This window comes from Stenotrophomonas sp. YJH_SMC_16 (genome assembly GCF_059367875.1).
Window position 1 is genome coordinate 431209 of the sequence record NZ_JCAFRH010000003.1, and the last position, 15535, is coordinate 446743.

The window sequence follows — 15535 nt, forward strand, 5'->3', positions numbered from 1 at the left end:
TCCGGGACCGCATCGGCGGCGTTGGCACCGCGCACATTTCCGGATGCTACGCCGATGCCAGGTGACCTGCAAGGACTTTCGCCTGAACGGAAAACGGCCGGGTTTCCCCGGCCGTTTTCACTTACTGCTTCAAGCTCTGATGGATCAGAACTTGTACTTCACGGTCAGCTGCATCGACCAGCGCGACACAGCGGTGTTGCCCTTGTCGTTGTTGTTTTCCTGGACCGAGGAATCGTCCGCACCGGTGAACGAGTACACGTACTTGCCGGTGGCCGGATCGATACCCGCGAAGTTGCCCACGCGACGGGTGGCATAGAAGCCGTAGTCGTCGATCAGGCCCCACTTCTTGTTGAGCAGGTTGCCGACATTCATGATGTCCAGCGCGATCTCACCCTTGTGGGTCTTCGCGAAGCCCGGGAACTCCTGGCTGATGCGGACATCGAAGCTGTTGACCCACTTGGCGCGGTGCTGGTTGGCCGGCACCGTGCTGCCACGATAGGCATCGAGTTCCGGGTTCTGCGCCAGCCAGTCGAAGAACTTCTTCTCCATGTCCACGCCGCCCACGAACAGCACGTCACCCGGGCCCTTCGGCACGTAGAACAGGTCGTTGCCGATTGCGCTGTCACCGTTGGCATCGTTGTAGAACACGTAGCTGTACGGACGGCCCGAACGGCCTTCATAGAACAGGCCGACGCGGGTGGCGTTGTCACCGAAGAAGTTGTGCTTCCACTCCAGAGTACCGGTGATACGGTCCTTGATCGCATAGCGCGAGTTGTACGCGATGTTCTCGTTGGCGTTCAGGATCTGGGTGTTGTTCCAGTTCGAGGTGTTCTGCGAGCTGGTCAGCGGGCTCACTTCCTTCGACTGGGTGTAGGTGTAACCCAGCGACCAGCCCCAGTTCTCGGTCAGCGGCTTGGCCAGCGAGAAGGTCGCCTGGCTGCCACGGCCCTTGTTGGTGTTGCGCAGGAGCAGCACGTCGCCGATGTTGTTCGGGCGGTAGTTGCGGTTCAGCACGCCATTGGTGCCGTTCTCCATGCCCAGATTGTCACCGGTGCGGTTGTCGATCTTGCTGTTGGCCTGGTTCAGGCCCTTGTCGTTCCAGTAGATCTCACGACCGTCCTGTGCGGACACGTAGGTCGGGCCATTGCCCTTGCCATCGGTCAGGTCCAGACGCTCGAAGTACAGGCCATCCTTGACCTTGGTGAACAGCAGTTCGGCCGACGCCACGATGCCGTACCACGGCAGCTCGTGATCGAACGCCAGGTTGGCCTTCCACACCGACGGCAGGCGGGTGCCCGGGTTGATGATGTCGACGTTCTGGCGCGCAACGATACGCGACGGGTCCGGAATGAACGGATTATCGGCATCGACGCTGAAGCCACCCGGATTACCCGGAACGTTGTACTCGACGTAGTTCAGGCCGGTGTTCTGGTAGGCACCTGCCAGCCACACGTTCGGGGCGGCGCCGCCGAACAGGCCCACGCCGCCGCGCAGCTGGGTCGGGCGATCGCTGTCGAAGGTGTAGTTGAAGCCAACGCGCGGCTGGATCAGGCTCTTGTCCACCAGCTTGGTGTTGTCATAGCCGTAACGGGACTGGATGTCCGCGTTGTACTTGGTCTGGCTGGTGAAGTCCGGGATGTCCACGCGGACACCGAACATCAGGCTCAGGTTGTAGTTGATCGCCCAGGTGTCCTGGATGAACAGACCGGTGTTCTTCAGGTGGAACTTGGCCGGAATGTCATCCAGGCTGCCGCCCGGACGCGGAACGCGCAGCTGGTAGCCGTTCGCGGTGCCCTTCAGGAACGAGGCCAGGTCACGGAAGTCATACGCGCCGTACAGGTTGCGGCCGTAGAAGTTCATCAGGTCGTTGTCGGTGTAATCGAAACCGAACTTGATGGTGTGGTCACCGACGTACCAGGTACCGGCACCGAAGGCGCTCAGTTCCTTCGACTCGACCAGGTTGGTGTGGGTGTTCTGCTCGGTACCCAGGTACAGCGAGTTGTTGCCGAAGCGGACGCGCATCTGCGGCAGGTGCGAAGCCGCAACACGGTTGGACGAGTAGTCCTTGTGCGAAACCTTGAACTCGGTCGAGAAGTTCTCGGACCAGTCGCTGAACAGTTCACCCATCCAGGTTTCGTATTCGGTCGGCTGGGTGTACCAGAAGTCGCTCAGCGACAGCGCGCTGCTGCTGACCTGCGGGAAGCGGACGACGTCCTGCTTCATCTTGTTGTAGCGCAGGGCTGCACGATGGTTCTCGTTGATGTTCCAGTCCAGCTTGACCGCGTACTCTTCGATCTCGGTCTTGTTGTTCAGGTCGCTGACGCTACCCACCGGATGACCCAGTTCCGCCATGCGCTTCTGCACGGCCGAGATGTCGGCGTCGCTGATGCCACCCTTCGCCGGATCCTTGTTGTACGGGCTTTCGCTCAGGCTGACGCCGCCGCCGCTGCGCTCATACTTTTCGTAGTTGGTGAAGAAGAACAGCTTGTCCTTGACGATCGGGCCGCCGAAGGTCATGCCGTAGGTCTTCTCGTCCTTGAAGCCGTTGAAGTCCGTACGATCACCTTCCAGGCGCGAGCGGACCATGTCCTTGTCGCGGTACGAACCGTACACGGTGCCATGGAATTCGTTGGTACCCGACTTGGTCACTGCGTTGATCACCGCACCGGTGCCACCAGCGATGGTGGTGTCGTAGTTGGCCAGGTCGATGTTGATTTCCTGGATGGCGTCCATCGACACCGGCTGACGCTCGGTCGGCAGGTTGTTGGAGCCCAGGCCGAACGGGTCGGAGGCACTGATGCCGTCGATGCGGATGGCGTTGTAACGGGTGTTCTGGCCACCGGCCGAGATCGCACCGTCAGCCTTGCTGACCTGCGAGATGCGCGGGTCCAGGCGGATGTAGTCCTGGATGTTGCGGTTGGCCGACGGCAGCGCGTCCATCGTTTCGCGGGTCACGTTGGTGCCGGTACCCATCTTGGTGGCGCTGAACAGGTCCAGGCCGCCGGCGGTGGCGACAACGTTCACGGCGTCCAGGTTGGTGGCAGCCAGGTCACCGCCCAGGTTGGCATTGACCGTGTTGACCTGGTTCAGGTTCAGGTAGACACCTTCTTCGGTCTTGGTGCCTTCACCGGACTTGGTGATGGTGATGGTGTACGGGCCACCCACGCGCAGGCCGCGCGCGTTGTAGCGACCCGACGCATCGGTGGTGGCACGCGAAACGGTGCCCGACTCGGTGTGGGTGATGGTGACTTCAGCACCAGCAACAGGCTGGCCTGCGGCGGACATCACCTGGCCGCCGACACCGGCAGAGGTGCTCTGGGCGAAGGCGGGAGCGGCGGCGAGCGCAGCCACGAGACCAAGGGTGAGCTTGGACATCCGGAGTGGGTGGGTCATTTTTCGGTAGCCTCGATGCGAGTTGGCGATGGCGGAAAAAAAAGCGCATCCAAACAGCCCTGCGGGTGGCTGGTCGGACATTTATCTGGGGTTCCCTACCGCTTGGCTGAAGGAAGCCACAACGGTTAACACTAGATTAACACGCTACGCCATCAATGTGACGGTTGTGCGACAAACGGCACCGGATCGCAACGCAATCGTGACGGGTTCTTCACTCCGCCTTTCCCAGGGATTTACTCGCCGGGGGGCGCCTCGCTGGCATCGAGAATCTGGCCGCGCCAGGTAGCGCCAGCACCGGACAACAGGGTCACGGCCGCAGCGGCGGCGGCCTCCGGGCCTTGCGCGGCCGGGTCCTGGTCTACGGAATAGGCCCGGGCCCGCAAGGCCGTGCGCAGCGGGCCGGGGTACAGGCCACTCACCCTTACCGGGCTGCGGCCGAGCTCGTCGTGCAGGCTGGCGATCAGGCCACGCAGGCCGTGCTGGGCCACACCGTAACCGCCCCAGTAGGCCTGACCGACCCGTTCAGGGGCATCGACCGCAAACACCAGCGCCGCATCTTCGCGCTGCCGCAGCAGCGGCAGGCAGGCCTGGGCCAGCCAGGCGGGCGCAGTCAGGGTGACGTGCACCGCGCGGGCGAAACTCGCTGGGTCTGCCAGCTCAAACGGGGTCAGGCCCGGGAAGTGAGCGGCACAGACCAGCAGGCCATCCAGGCGCCCCAGCTCGCGCTGCAGGGCCTGGGCCAGCTCGGCATAGTCGTCGGGGCCCGCGCCTTCCAGGTCCAGCGGATACAGCAGCGGCTCCGGGCCGACCGCCTGCACCTGGGCGTAGACACGGTCCAGGCGGCGAGGCTTGCGGCCCAGCAGAACCACGGTGGCCCCGGCGGCCGCAGCAGCCACTGCCGCCGCACTACCCAATCCGCCACCGGCACCGGCGACCAGCACCACGCGATCCTGCAACGGGCGGCCATCGAGCGCCCCGTCGGTCGGTGACGTCGATGGCCGGGCACTCATCCCTGGGTCGCCTCTTCGACGATGCGCTTGAGCTCGCCGGCTTCGAACAGCTCCAGCACGATGTCACAGCCGCCAATCAACTCACCGTTGATGAACAGCTGCGGGAAAGTCGGCAGGTTGGAAAAGCGCGGCAGGTTGGCGCGGATCTCGGGCTCTTCCAGCACGTTGACGGTGCGCAGGGTGACTGCGCCGGCCGCCATCAACGCCTGTACGGCGCGGCTGGAGAAGCCGCACATCGGGTATTGCGGGGTGCCCTTCATGAACAGCACGAGCGGGTAACGATCGACCTCGGCCTGGATTTGCTGCATTACCGCCACAACCACACTCCTTGCTTCGCCGGACAAACCGACCGTGATGGTCGGCTAGACTGCCCACGGTAGCCGCCATTGTAAGCGGATGGAACCGGCTGCCGCCGCCCCCTGGCCACGAACCTGTCCATGCCTGTCGAATTGCCCGCCCTGCCCTATCTTCCCGGCTCCCTGCAGCCGCACCTGTCCGCACAGACCGTGGAACTGCATCACGGCCGCCACCATCGCGCCTATGTGGATGCCGTCAACGCCGGCATTCTCGGCACCGAGTGGGAGGAAGCGTCGCTGGAGGAGATCGTCCGCCACGCCCAGGGCACGCTGTTCGATGCCGCCGCCCAGGCCTGGAACCATGCCTTCTACTGGCAGTGCCTGCGCCCGCGCGGCGGCGGTGAGCCGCAGGGGCGACTGGGCGAACTGGTCAAGCGCCAGTTCGGCGACGTGCAGCGCCTGCGCGAGGAATTCAACCGCACCGCGCTGGGCCTGTTCGGCTCCGGCTGGGTCTGGCTGGTGCAGCATCCGGGCGGGCAGCTGGGCCTGCAGGCCACCCGCAATGCAGGCACGCCATTGACCGGTGAAAGCACCCCGCTGCTGTGCTGCGACGTCTGGGAGCACGCTTACTACACCGACTACCAGAACGATCGCGCGCGGTATCTGGACGCGTTCTGGCAGATGGTCAACTGGGAATTTGCCGAAAGCCAGCTGCGCTGAGCCCTGTAGAGCCGAGCCCACGCCCGGCTGCTGTCCGGCCAGCCGAGCATGGGCTCGGCTCTACAGATCAGGCATCACGCGCTCTCGTGCGCGGCCACGGCGTCCATCACCCGCGCCGAGTACACCAGCGCCGCACCGGCGTTCAGCGACACCGCCACACCGAGCGCCTCGGCGATCTCCTCGCGGCTGGCGCCGTGCTTCAGCGCGGCATCCACGTGCACGGTGATGCAGCCGTCGCAGCGGGTGGTCACGGCCACCGCCAGCGCGATCAGCTCGCGGGTCTTGGCATCGAGGTGGTTGGTCTGGGCACCGGCGTTGGCCAGCGTGGCATAGCCCTTGACCGTGTCCGGCGAGAGCTTGCCGATCTCGCCGATACGACCCTTAAGCTCCTTGCGGTAGGCATTCCAGTCGAGCATGGGGATGACTCCTGTGAAAGGAGCTCCACGCTACCACCGGGAATGTTGCGCCGATGCCTGCACCGGCGCGTCACAGCGTTGCACTGCCGGCCAACGGCCGGCACTACCGGGCTCAGCGATTGCGCAGCGCGTGTACCGCCGGCGCCACCTGGGCCTGGCGGTCCAGCTCCAGGCCGATCTGGTCCAGCGCATCGGCCAATGCAGCGGCATCATCGTCGCGCAACGTGGCGTGGCCGACCTTGCGACCTTCGCGCGGCTCCTTGCCGTAGTCATGCCAATGACCACTGGCCTGAGCCAGCACCGGCGCGGGGTCCGGCATCGCGCCCAGCCAGTTCAGCATGCAGACGTGGCCGAGCATGCGGGTGCTGCCCAGCGGCAGGCCCAGCACCGCACGCAGATGGTTCTCGAACTGCGAGGTCTCGCTGCCTTCGATGGTCCAGTGGCCGGAGTTGTGCACGCGCGGTGCCATCTCGTTGGCCAGCAGTTCGCCGTCACGACAGAACAGCTCCAGTGCGAACACGCCCACATACTGCAGGTGCTCGGCGACGCGGCGGGCATAGCCGATCGCGGCCTGCTGCTCGGCATCGGACAGCACGGCCGGGGCCACGCTGGCCGACAGCACGCCGTCGACATGCCAGTTGCCGGTGACCGGCCAGGCCTCGAAGCTGCCATCGCGGCCACGCACAGCGACCACACTGACCTCGCGCTGGAAGGCAACGAAGCCTTCCAGGATCAGCCCGGTGCGCTCGACCTGTGCGCCAAGCGCGTCCCATGCAGCGTCGATGTCGGCTTCGCTGCGCAGGCGGAACTGGCCCTTGCCGTCGTAACCGAGGCGGCGGGTCTTGAGGATGCACGGCAGGCCGAACTCGGCGGCCTTCGCGACCAACTCGTCACGGCTGCGGATATCGGCAAAGGCGGGCAGCGGAATGCCCAACTGCTGGAACAGGGTCTTCTCGCTCAACCGGTCCTGGGCCACCGCCAGCGCAGCCGGCGGCGGGTAGACCGGCACGCGGTCGGCCAGGAACTGCGCGCTGTCGGCAGGCACGTTCTCGAAATCGAAGGTGACCACGTCCACCTTGGCGGCGAAATCCGCCAACGCCTGGCGGTCATCGAAGGCACCGACGGTGAGCGGCGCCAGCGGGCCGCTGCAGGCGTCGGCTGCCGGGTCGTACAGTTCGAAGCGCAATCCCAGCGGCGCACCGGCCAGGACCATCATGCGGGCGAGCTGACCGCCGCCCAGGATGCCGACGGTCAGGCTCATTGGCGCGGATCGTCGTGGGCCATCACGTCTTCGGTCTGGCGTGCACGGAAGGCGCCGAGCGCCTGGCCGATCGCCGGCTGGTCGCTGGCCAGCATCGCTGCGGCGAACAGCGCGGCGTTGGAGGCGCCGGCATTGCCGATGGCGAAAGTAGCGACCGGGATGCCGGCCGGCATCTGCACGATCGACAGCAGCGAGTCCATGCCGTTGAGGGCCTTGGACTGAACTGGCACGCCCAGCACCGGCACGGCGGTCTTGGCGGCGATCATGCCCGGCAGGTGGGCGGCACCGCCGGCACCGGCGATGATCGCGCGCAGGCCACGCGGGCCCGCCTGCTCGGCGTAGCTGAACAACACATCCGGCGTCCGATGCGCGGACACCACCTTCACTTCGAACGGAACACCCAGGGCTTCAAGCTTCTGGGCGGCGTGCTGCATGGTTTCCCAGTCGGAACGGGAACCCATGACGATGCCGACAAGCGGCGCGATCGGGTTGGGGGTCATTGGCCGTCACCTGCCTTAAAGACGTATTCTAGCCATCTTCCACGCAAGACGAAGAACCATGGATCGCAAGCTGCTCGACCTGCTGGTGTCGCCGGACACCCGCCAGCCCCTGTCCCTGCTGGATGGCAAGGGCTTGGAAGCCCTCAACAAGGCCATTTCCGCCGGCGCGGTGAACAAGGCCGATGGCAACCCGCTGGCGCAGCCGCTGCGCGAAGCGCTGGTCACCCGCGACCGCAAGCAGGTCTTCCGCGTTGACGACGGCATCCCGGTGCTGCTGGCCGAGGAAGCCATCCCCACCGCCCAGATCGCCGACTTCCCGGCCGCATGAGCGCGCTGCCGACGCCGGATGCGGCCGTTGTCGCCGCCGATGTCGCGCGTGCGCTGGCCGAGGACCTGGGCAGCGGCGACGTCACCGCTGCGCTGTTGCCCGACCAGGCTGACAGCGCGTACCTGCTGTGCAAGCAGGACGGGGTGATCGCCGGTCGCCCCTGGTTCGACGCCACCCACCGCGCGCTCGACCCGGAGGTGCGCATTGAATGGCGTGTCTCCGAAGGTGACGCGGTCACTGCCGGCACCGTGCTGGCCCTGCTGCATGGGCGCAGCCGCAGCCTGGTGAGCGCCGAGCGCACCTCGCTGAACTTCCTGCAGACGCTGTCCGGCACCGCCACGACCACCGCGCGTTACGTGGCGGCGGTGGCCGGCACCGGCACGCGCATTCTCGATACCCGCAAGACCCTGCCCGGCCTGCGCCTGGCGCAGAAGTACGCAGTGCGCTGTGGCGGCGGCGAGAACCACCGCTTCGGTCTGTACGACACGGTGATGCTGAAGGAAAACCACATCCGTGCTGCCGGTTCGCTGCCCGCAGCCGTGGCTGCCGCGCGCCGGCAATGGCCCGCGCTGCCGCTGGTGGTCGAGGTGGAGGATCTGGCGCAGCTGCGCCAGGCGCTGGAAACCGGTTGCGAACGCATCCTGCTGGATGACTTCAGCCCGGACCTGCGCCGCGAGGCCGTGCGCATCACGGCGGGCCGCATTCCGCTGGAAGTGTCCGGCAGCGTGGGCCTGGGTGGCCTGCGTTCGATCGCGGAGGACGGCGTGGACTGCATCTCCATTGGCGGCCTGACCAAGCACGTGCAGGCGATTGACCTGTCGTTGAAGCTGGGCCCGCCGCCGGGTTGAGGCCTACGGGACCTTGTAGCGCCGAGCCCACGCTCGGCTGCTTCTCGATCTGCGGCGCGCCCTGCACGCGCTTCGCGCGATAAGCCGATCTACCGCTTCGCTCGCCGGGCATGGCCCGGCGCTACCGGCTTGGCGGCCTTCACGGCTCGGCCACGCCTGCCTCTGCGACGCTGCCGGCATCCCCCACAGGAGCCGCGCATGCGCCGGATGCTCTTGCCTGCCTGTCTGCTGCTCGCGGCAGCCCCCTTGTCCGCAACGGCCGCCGAAGCCTGCGATGTGCCACCGCGCTTCGGCCTGAGTCCGCTGGCGGTGGCCATCCGCAACACTGCCTGCAACGAGCACCGGCTCTGGTACCGGCCCTTCATCGACCGCGATGGCCGCGCCGCCAGCCTCAGTGTCACCGAGGCCGAAAGCGATCACCTGGCCGACAACGGCCTGATCGCCTGGCAGCGCGTGGCAGGCTACTGGCGCAACAGCGGCACGCTCAACGCGATGGGAAGCATCGCGGGCGCCAGCAGCTGTCTGGCACCGCTGGGCACGCGCTACACCGACAGCGATTGCCGCGCCTTCCTGGTCGACAACCCGTGGTCGGCCGCGTTCATTTCCTGGGTGATGGTGCAGTCCGGCGTTCCCGGCTTCAACACGTCGCCACGCCACATCGACTACATCCGTGCCGCGTACCAGGGCGGCCCCTCGGGCGTGCCCTACCGGCTGGTCGACCCGGCCACCGCCAAGCCCGCGCCCGGCGACCTGCTGTGCTTCCTGCGCGACCGCAGCACCACGCTCAGCTACAGCGGGCTGGTGCAGGCGCTGGGCAACGGTTCGGTGGGCCACTGGAAATCGCATTGCGAAGTGGTGGTGGCTGCCAACCTGGGGGGCGACCAGACCCTGTACCTGGTCGGTGGCAACGTCATGAACACCGTGGCGATGCGGTTGCTGCAGCTGGACCGCACCGGGCTGATCAAGTTGCCTCCGGCACGCGAACGCAACAGTACCGGCATCGACCCCAGCTGCACGCCCGGCCGCGAGGACGAATGCAGCTTCAACCGCCAGGACTGGGCAGCGCTGCTGCAGTTGACCGCCACATCACCGCTGGTGATGCCGTCGCCAACTGCGACGCCAATGCAGCCCGCGCCACCGCAGCCGGTCGTCATACCGCCTCAACCAGTCTCTGCTGGTCCACAACCGACGCGGTGATGCGAGGCGCTTGATCCAGCGCGCGTTCGCCGCCATCTTTGCGGGATCGACCTCTGACGGCTGAAGCCATGCCCACCCTGCTGCTGTTGCTGATTGCCGGCGGAATCATCTATTTCTTCTGGAATGCCGCACGTTCGGCCGCCGAGCGCGCGGTCGAACTGGGGCGCAATGCCTGCCGCGCCGCCGATGTGCAATGGTTGGACCAGGCGGTGCACGCCACCGGCCTGCGCCTGTCGCGCGGCGAGGATGGCCGACTCGGCTTCGAGCGCACCTTCAAGTTCGAGTATTCCTACGATGGCATCGATCGCCATGTAGGCCGCATGGTGCTGCGCGGCGATCAGCTGATCTCATTCACTGGCCCGGGCGCGGCGCGGATCAGCCAGATCCGCGCAGATGTGGACGATGCCGAGGATGTGTAGGACCTGAAGGTGTGCCGACCAACGGTCGGCACCCACACAATTCCGGCACCCGCCGATAAATCCTGCAAAGGAAAACGCCGCCCATCGGGGCGGCGTCGGAAACATTACTTGACCACGCGCAGGTTCGGGCGCCCCTTCGGCGGCGGACTGGCCGGCGGCGTATCGTCCGGCGGCGTGCCTTCCTCGTGCAGCAGCTCGTCGCTGGTCGGCGCGGTTTCGTTGCCCGGAATGTCATCCGGCAATGCCATGCCCTGCCCGGTCTCGCGGGCGTAGACGGCCAGCACGGCGCTGATCGGTACCTGCACCGGGTAGCTGGTGCCGGAGAAGCGCGCCGAGAAGCTCACCATCTCGTTGTCGATCATCAGCCGCACGACGGCACGTTCGGCGATGTTGAGCACGACCCGGCCATCCTTGACCGCCGAAGGCGGGACCTGCACGCCGGGAACGCCGGCGTCGACCAGGATGTGCGGGGTCAGCTGGTTGTCGTTGATCCATTCCACCAGCGCCCGCAGCAGGTACGGGCGGTGGCTGGTCATGTGGAAGAAGTCTTCGGTCATGCGTGAAGTGTACGCGCCCGGCGCCCTGCCGGGGCGGATCGCCTGCACGCCGGTCGGCGTGCAGACGGGTAACGCATGCCCGGATCAGACCGGCAGATCGCGCAGCTTCTTTTCCTGGTCGGTCAGGCTGCGGACGAAACCGGGATGGCGGAAGATGCGGTTGCCGTAGTCTTCGATCGCCTTGCCGTCCTTCGGCAGCGGTACGTCCAGCGACTGCAGGCGCCAGATGATCGGCGCCATCGCGCAGTCGGCCAGGCTCATTTCCGGGTTGAGGAAGAACTTGCTGGCCTTGAACAGCGGCAGCGAGGCGGTCAGCAACTCCTTCAGGCGCTTGCGGCCGGCCTCGGCCTGGGTCTTGTTGCCCAGCTGGATGGCCTGCACCTGCGGCACCCAGTCGTGCTCGATGCGCAGCATGGCCAGGCGGATGCGCGCACGCGACAGCGGGTCGACCGGCATCAGCGGCGGATGCGGGTAGCGCTCGTCCAGGTACTCGCTGACCACCGACGCGGCGTAAAGCACCAGTTCGCGTTCGACCAGGGTCGGCACCGAGTGGTACGGATTGAGGTCGATCAGGTCTTCAGGCGGATTCTGTGGATCGACCGGAACGAAGTCGAAGGTCACACCCTTGGCCGCCAGGACCAGGCGTACACGGTGGCACAGTACATCGTCGTTCGAGGAAAACAGCGTCAGTGTATTGCGCATGCGTACGCTCGCCGCCATCAAAGGCTCTCCCACGACAGGAGACCGCCTGCCGCATCGGCGCCGCCGGCACCGTGCCAGCGATCGACTCCTCCCCGAGTGTGCAACCGACCATCACAAAAGCCAATAGGCCCGTGCGATGGCCGGCGGCAGATTCAGTGAACGTCCTTCCAGTATTCCTTCTTCAACAGATACAGCAGGAAGGTCAGCAGGGCCAGGAACAGGATCACCCACACGCCCAGCTGCTGGCGCTTGAGCGCGGCCGGTTCGCCGGCATATTCGAGGAAGTTGGTGATGTCCCGCACGGCCTGGTCGTACTGCCCGGCATCGACCGAACCCGGCGTTTCAATCTTCAGGCCGGTCACCGGCGGGTCCATGCCCGGCGCTTCGGGCTTGCCATGCACGGCATGCTGCAGGCCCTGCATTTCCCACAGCGGGTTGGGCATGGACGCGTTGGCGAACAGCGCGTTGTTCCAGCCCAGCGGCCGGCTGCTGTCCAGGTAGAACGACTTGAGATAGGTGTAGACCCAGTCACTGCCCCGCACGCGCGAGATCAGGCTGAGGTCCGGCGGCATCTTGCCGAACCACTTCTCGGCATTCTCCTTGGGCATCGCCACCGGGATCGGATCGCCGATCGCCGAGCCGGTGAAGTTGAGGTTGTTCATCACCTCCTCTTCGGTCAGGCCCAGGTCCTGCGCCATCCGCGAATAGCGCAGGTACTTCAGCGCGTGGCAGCCGGAGCAGTAGTTCATGTACAGCTGCGCGCCGCGCTGCAGCGAGGCGCGGTCACCGAGGTCGTTGCCGGCCTGCAGCAGCTTGGTGCCGCCTTCGGCGGCGGAGGCCAGGAAACTGCCCAGCATCAGGGCGGCCGTCAGGGCCAGCCGGACCATCCAGCGATCAGTCATGGGTGGTCACCCTCTCCGGTACCGGCTTGGTCCTGTCCAACCGTGTCCATAGCGGCATGGTGATGAAGAACGCGAAGTACAGGAAGGTCAGCACCCGCCCGATGTAGGTCTCGTGCACGTCGGTGCCCGGGCCGGAACCAATCACGCCCAGCCAGACGAAGCACACCGCCAGCACGCCCAGCATCACCTTCGAGATCCAGCCGCGGTAGCGCACCGACTTCACCCTGGCCTTGTCCAGCCACGGCACCAGGAACAGGATCGCAATGGCCGAGAACATCACCAGCACGCCGCCCAGCTTGTTCGGCACCACGCGCAACATCGCGTAGTAGGGCGTGTAGTACCAGACCGGCTTGATGTGCTCCGGGGTGACCAGGCGGTTGGCCTCGCTGAAGTTGTCGTGCTCCAGGAACAGGCCGCCGAAACCAGGCGCGAAGAAGATGATGAAGGCGGCGATGATCAGCAGGAAGCCGGCGCCGACACCATCCTTGAGCGTGTAGTACGGGTGGAACGGAATACCGTCGGCCGGAGCGTTCGGCGACCAGCGGTTGCCCTTCGGCCCCTTCTTGATCTCCACGCCATCGGGGTTGTTCGACCCCACTTCGTGCAGCGCGCCCAGGTGCAGCACCACCAGCAGCAACAGCACCAGCGGCAGGGCGATGACGTGCAGTGCGAAGAAGCGGTTGAGCGTGGCGTCACTGGGCAGGTAGTCGCCCATGATCCACTCGGTCAGGCCGTTGCCGATCACCGGTATCGCGCCGAACAGCGAGATGATCACCTTGGCGCCCCAGAACGACATCTGGCCCCACGGCAGCACGTAGCCCATGAAGGCTTCGGCCATCAGCACCAGGTAGATCAGCATGCCCAGGATCCACACCAGTTCGCGCGGCTTCTGGTAGCTGCCGTACAGCAGGCCGCGGAACATGTGCAGGTAGACCACGATGAAGAACAGCGAGGCCCCGGTGGAGTGCATGTAGCGGATCAGCCAGCCCCACTCCACATCACGCATGATGTATTCAATGGAGCCGAACGCCTCGGCGGCGTTGGTCTTGTAGTGCATCGTCAGGAAGATGCCGGTGACGATCTGGTTGACCAGCACCAGCAGCGCCAGCGAACCGAAGTAGTACCAGATGTTGAAGTTCTTCGGCGCGTAGTACTCGCTGACGTGCTTGCGGTACACCGGCATCAGGCCCGGTGCGCGGGCATTGACCCAGTCGGCCACGCCGCTGGCGGTACGGCTGAGGATATTGGCCATCAGGCAGCCCCCTGCGGATCGACACCGATGATGATGGTGTTGTCGTCCTGGTAATGGTGCGCGGGCACCTTCAGGTTGATCGGCGCCGGCACGTCCTTGAAGACACGACCGGACATGTCGAAGCGCGACTTGTGGCAGGGGCAGAAGTAGCCGCCCTTCCACTGCGGGTCGTAGGGCTCAGGCCGGATCTCGGCCACCATTTCCGGCGAGCAGCCCAGGTGCGTGCACAGGCCGACCAGCACGGAAATATCCGGCTTGATCGAGCGCAGCTCGGGGTTCTGCTTCAGCACGTACTCCGGCTGCTGGTCCTTCTCGCCGGACTCGGGGTCCTTGAGACGACCGTCCAGCCCGTGCAGCGCATCGAGGATCGCCTTGGACCGCTTGACGATCCAGATCGGCTGGCCACGCCATTCCACGATCAGGCGTTGGCCTTCCTGCAGGGCGCTGATGTCGGCCACCACCGGTGCGCCGGCAAGCTTGGCGCGGGCACTGGGGTTCCAGGATTTGATGAAAGGAACTGCGGTGAATCCGACGCCGACGGCGCCCACCACGGCTGTGGTGGCAGAAAGAAAACGCCGACGTCCGGTGTTGACTGGATCGTGTACCCCATCGTTGGCCATCCGGCACTCCGATATTGATTAGGTAGCTTTAAGGCTGCCAGCGGATCCGGTGGGGGCCAGAGCCGCATTGAATCACGGTTGAGTGTAGCGGAACCGTCGCGCGCCACACAACGCTCTTTGCAAGGAGTGCCGACCAACAGTCGGCACCCACCAGTCTGCGGTACCTACTGGTGGCTCAGGGCGGTGCGGTAACGCTCGGCCAGCTGCCCGACCCGGCGCACGTAGTACTGGGTTTCGCTGTAGGGCGGTACGCCGCCATGGCGGTCGACCGCGCCTTCGCCAGCGTTGTAGCCGGCTGCGGCAAGGGTCAGGTCGCCATTGAAGCGCTTCAGCAACCACGCAAGATACTGCACGCCGCCGCGGATGTTCTGCCCGGCATCGTAGGAGTCACTGACCCCGAAGCGCGCGGCGGTTGGCGGCATCAGCTGCATCAGGCCCTGCGCACCGGCACGGCTGAGCGCGGTCGGGTTGTAGGCCGACTCGGCATGGATGATGGCCCGCACCACCGCCTCTTCCACGCCGAACTCGCGCGCGGCCGAGGTGATCTCGGTCTGGAAGGCCGAGGTGTTCAGGCGCACGCTGCCGAAGTCCACGCGTGGATTGACCCCGCACGCGTAGCAGCGCTCCATGAAGCTGTAGCGGATGGTCCGCACCGGGCCGAGGTTGGCGACCTGGGTCGGGCGCGCACTGGTGTAGTGGCGCACGCCGTCCTTCATGAAGGAATAGACCTGACCGCTGACCATGCGCCCGGCACGCGAGGCGGCCGGCTGTGCCGGAGCAGCTGCGGGCGCGGATGCAGGAGCCGGCGCAACCGTTGCCGGCGCTGCGGCGCTGGCGGCAACGGCAACCGGGTTGCGTTCGATGCTGGCCACCGTGGTCGGCGCCGGCCTGGATGCGGCCACCACCGGGCGCGGCGCAGGACGGGTGTCGCGGCTGTAGCTGATGGTGCTGCAGCGCGCACCTGCCACCCGCTTGCTTACATAACTGGTGACGCCGTCAGGGCCCTGGCACTTGTACAGGGTGCCAGCGCTGGCCGGCGCAGCGGTCAGCGCAGCGATGATGATCGCCGTTGTCCCCAGTATCCCCTTCATGGCGGCGAGTGTCCCAGCTTCGC

Annotated in this window: 17 protein-coding genes; 5 read left to right on the forward strand and 12 right to left on the reverse strand. The window is 65.9% G+C overall.

Annotation, left to right across the window (positions count from 1 at the left end):
- Window positions 1-144: 144 nt before the first annotated feature.
- From AC5P6E_RS09615 to grxD, 3 genes are all read right to left on the reverse strand, one after another.
- On the reverse strand, window positions 145-3393 hold the full coding sequence (locus AC5P6E_RS09615; RefSeq protein ID WP_241872548.1) for a TonB-dependent receptor: 3249 nt from the start codon (window positions 3391-3393) through the stop codon (window positions 145-147).
- Window positions 3394-3626: 233 nt separating this feature from the next.
- Window positions 3627-4403, reverse strand: coding sequence for an SDR family NAD(P)-dependent oxidoreductase (locus tag AC5P6E_RS09620; protein ID WP_241872549.1), 777 nt, complete (start codon window positions 4401-4403; stop codon window positions 3627-3629).
- On the reverse strand, window positions 4400-4720 hold the full coding sequence (grxD, locus tag AC5P6E_RS09625) for a Grx4 family monothiol glutaredoxin (protein WP_005408852.1): 321 nt from the start codon (window positions 4718-4720) through the stop codon (window positions 4400-4402). Before grxD ends, AC5P6E_RS09620 begins: the two co-directional genes overlap by 4 nt.
- 120 nt (window positions 4721-4840) lie before the next feature.
- Here grxD and AC5P6E_RS09630 point away from each other — a divergent pair, with 120 nt between their 5' ends.
- Window positions 4841-5419 (forward strand): superoxide dismutase, encoded by a 579-nt coding sequence (locus tag AC5P6E_RS09630; RefSeq protein WP_019337156.1) that lies wholly within the window; start codon window positions 4841-4843, stop codon window positions 5417-5419.
- Between the two features lie 74 nt (window positions 5420-5493).
- Here the strand turns inward: AC5P6E_RS09630 and AC5P6E_RS09635 are convergent, their stop codons facing one another.
- The 3 genes from AC5P6E_RS09635 to purE form a co-directional block, all read right to left on the reverse strand.
- On the reverse strand, window positions 5494-5835 hold the full coding sequence (locus AC5P6E_RS09635; protein ID WP_004152082.1) for a carboxymuconolactone decarboxylase family protein: 342 nt from the start codon (window positions 5833-5835) through the stop codon (window positions 5494-5496).
- A 112-nt stretch (window positions 5836-5947) separates the two neighbouring features.
- Window positions 5948-7096, reverse strand: coding sequence for a 5-(carboxyamino)imidazole ribonucleotide synthase (locus AC5P6E_RS09640; RefSeq protein WP_414614840.1), 1149 nt, complete (start codon window positions 7094-7096; stop codon window positions 5948-5950).
- On the reverse strand, window positions 7093-7596 hold the full coding sequence (purE, locus tag AC5P6E_RS09645; protein ID WP_043400461.1) for a 5-(carboxyamino)imidazole ribonucleotide mutase: 504 nt from the start codon (window positions 7594-7596) through the stop codon (window positions 7093-7095). Before purE ends, AC5P6E_RS09640 begins: the two co-directional genes overlap by 4 nt.
- 58 nt (window positions 7597-7654) lie before the next feature.
- Here purE and AC5P6E_RS09650 point away from each other — a divergent pair, with 58 nt between their 5' ends.
- The 4 genes from AC5P6E_RS09650 (at window position 7655) to AC5P6E_RS09665 (ending at window position 10388) form a co-directional block, all read left to right on the forward strand.
- Entirely contained in the window at window positions 7655-7924 is a 270-nt protein-coding gene (locus AC5P6E_RS09650) for a Trm112 family protein (protein WP_005408847.1), read from the forward strand.
- A complete protein-coding gene (gene nadC, locus AC5P6E_RS09655) occupies window positions 7921-8772 on the forward strand; it encodes a carboxylating nicotinate-nucleotide diphosphorylase (protein WP_010486110.1) in 852 nt (283 codons plus the stop codon). The genes AC5P6E_RS09650 and nadC overlap by 4 nt, the downstream gene beginning before the upstream one ends.
- Before the next feature lie 198 nt (window positions 8773-8970).
- The gene (locus AC5P6E_RS09660; protein WP_333580188.1) at window positions 8971-9969 is read left to right on the forward strand and encodes a DUF2272 domain-containing protein; all 999 of its coding nucleotides are present in this window, start codon (window positions 8971-8973) and stop codon (window positions 9967-9969) included.
- A 68-nt stretch (window positions 9970-10037) separates the two neighbouring features.
- Window positions 10038-10388, forward strand: coding sequence for a DUF3301 domain-containing protein (locus tag AC5P6E_RS09665; protein WP_005408844.1), 351 nt, complete (start codon window positions 10038-10040; stop codon window positions 10386-10388).
- A gap of 104 nt (window positions 10389-10492) precedes the next feature.
- On the opposite strand, the gene AC5P6E_RS09670 is transcribed toward AC5P6E_RS09665, so the two are convergent.
- The 6 genes from AC5P6E_RS09670 to AC5P6E_RS09695 all read right to left on the reverse strand — a co-directional run bounded on the left by AC5P6E_RS09670 (window position 10493) and on the right by AC5P6E_RS09695 (window position 15512).
- A complete protein-coding gene (locus AC5P6E_RS09670; RefSeq protein ID WP_005412806.1) occupies window positions 10493-10945 on the reverse strand; it encodes a ClpXP protease specificity-enhancing factor in 453 nt (150 codons plus the stop codon).
- Window positions 10946-11029: 84 nt separating this feature from the next.
- On the reverse strand, window positions 11030-11665 hold the full coding sequence (locus AC5P6E_RS09675) for a glutathione S-transferase N-terminal domain-containing protein (RefSeq protein ID WP_005408842.1): 636 nt from the start codon (window positions 11663-11665) through the stop codon (window positions 11030-11032).
- Between the two features lie 134 nt (window positions 11666-11799).
- Window positions 11800-12549, reverse strand: a complete 750-nt coding sequence (locus AC5P6E_RS09680) for a cytochrome c1 (protein ID WP_010486117.1) — start codon at window positions 12547-12549, stop codon at window positions 11800-11802.
- The gene (locus tag AC5P6E_RS09685) at window positions 12542-13801 is read right to left on the reverse strand and encodes a cytochrome b (protein WP_483698698.1); all 1260 of its coding nucleotides are present in this window, start codon (window positions 13799-13801) and stop codon (window positions 12542-12544) included. Before AC5P6E_RS09685 ends, AC5P6E_RS09680 begins: the two co-directional genes overlap by 8 nt.
- Window positions 13801-14421 carry a ubiquinol-cytochrome c reductase iron-sulfur subunit gene (gene petA / locus AC5P6E_RS09690; protein ID WP_010486121.1) on the reverse strand — a complete coding sequence of 207 codons (621 nt, stop codon included), beginning with the start codon at window positions 14419-14421 and terminating at the stop codon, window positions 13801-13803. The genes AC5P6E_RS09685 and petA overlap by 1 nt, the downstream gene beginning before the upstream one ends.
- 164 nt (window positions 14422-14585) lie before the next feature.
- The gene (locus tag AC5P6E_RS09695) at window positions 14586-15512 is read right to left on the reverse strand and encodes a lytic transglycosylase domain-containing protein (protein WP_019337152.1); all 927 of its coding nucleotides are present in this window, start codon (window positions 15510-15512) and stop codon (window positions 14586-14588) included.
- Window positions 15513-15535 lie beyond the last annotated feature (23 nt).

What these genes read in the sequence shown, in the direction of transcription:
- AC5P6E_RS09615 (WP_241872548.1), bottom strand. Translation starts at nt 3,393, where the DNA reads ATGACCCACCCACTCCGGATGTCCAAGCTCACCCTTGGTCTCGTGGCT.
- AC5P6E_RS09620 (WP_241872549.1), bottom strand. Translation starts at nt 4,403, where the DNA reads ATGAGTGCCCGGCCATCGACGTCACCGACCGACGGGGCGCTCGATGGC.
- AC5P6E_RS09630 (WP_019337156.1), top strand. Translation starts at nt 4,841, where the DNA reads ATGCCTGTCGAATTGCCCGCCCTGCCCTATCTTCCCGGCTCCCTGCAG.
- AC5P6E_RS09635 (WP_004152082.1), bottom strand. Translation starts at nt 5,835, where the DNA reads ATGCTCGACTGGAATGCCTACCGCAAGGAGCTTAAGGGTCGTATCGGC.
- AC5P6E_RS09640 (WP_414614840.1), bottom strand. Translation starts at nt 7,096, where the DNA reads ATGAGCCTGACCGTCGGCATCCTGGGCGGCGGTCAGCTCGCCCGCATG.
- purE (WP_043400461.1), bottom strand. Translation starts at nt 7,596, where the DNA reads ATGACCCCCAACCCGATCGCGCCGCTTGTCGGCATCGTCATGGGTTCC.
- AC5P6E_RS09650 (WP_005408847.1), top strand. Translation starts at nt 7,655, where the DNA reads ATGGATCGCAAGCTGCTCGACCTGCTGGTGTCGCCGGACACCCGCCAG.
- nadC (WP_010486110.1), top strand. Translation starts at nt 7,921, where the DNA reads ATGAGCGCGCTGCCGACGCCGGATGCGGCCGTTGTCGCCGCCGATGTC.
- AC5P6E_RS09660 (WP_333580188.1), top strand. Translation starts at nt 8,971, where the DNA reads ATGCGCCGGATGCTCTTGCCTGCCTGTCTGCTGCTCGCGGCAGCCCCC.
- AC5P6E_RS09665 (WP_005408844.1), top strand. Translation starts at nt 10,038, where the DNA reads ATGCCCACCCTGCTGCTGTTGCTGATTGCCGGCGGAATCATCTATTTC.
- AC5P6E_RS09670 (WP_005412806.1), bottom strand. Translation starts at nt 10,945, where the DNA reads ATGACCGAAGACTTCTTCCACATGACCAGCCACCGCCCGTACCTGCTG.
- AC5P6E_RS09675 (WP_005408842.1), bottom strand. Translation starts at nt 11,665, where the DNA reads ATGGCGGCGAGCGTACGCATGCGCAATACACTGACGCTGTTTTCCTCG.
- AC5P6E_RS09680 (WP_010486117.1), bottom strand. Translation starts at nt 12,549, where the DNA reads ATGACTGATCGCTGGATGGTCCGGCTGGCCCTGACGGCCGCCCTGATG.
- AC5P6E_RS09685 (WP_483698698.1), bottom strand. Translation starts at nt 13,801, where the DNA reads ATGGCCAATATCCTCAGCCGTACCGCCAGCGGCGTGGCCGACTGGGTC.
- petA (WP_010486121.1), bottom strand. Translation starts at nt 14,421, where the DNA reads ATGGCCAACGATGGGGTACACGATCCAGTCAACACCGGACGTCGGCGT.
- AC5P6E_RS09695 (WP_019337152.1), bottom strand. Translation starts at nt 15,512, where the DNA reads ATGAAGGGGATACTGGGGACAACGGCGATCATCATCGCTGCGCTGACC.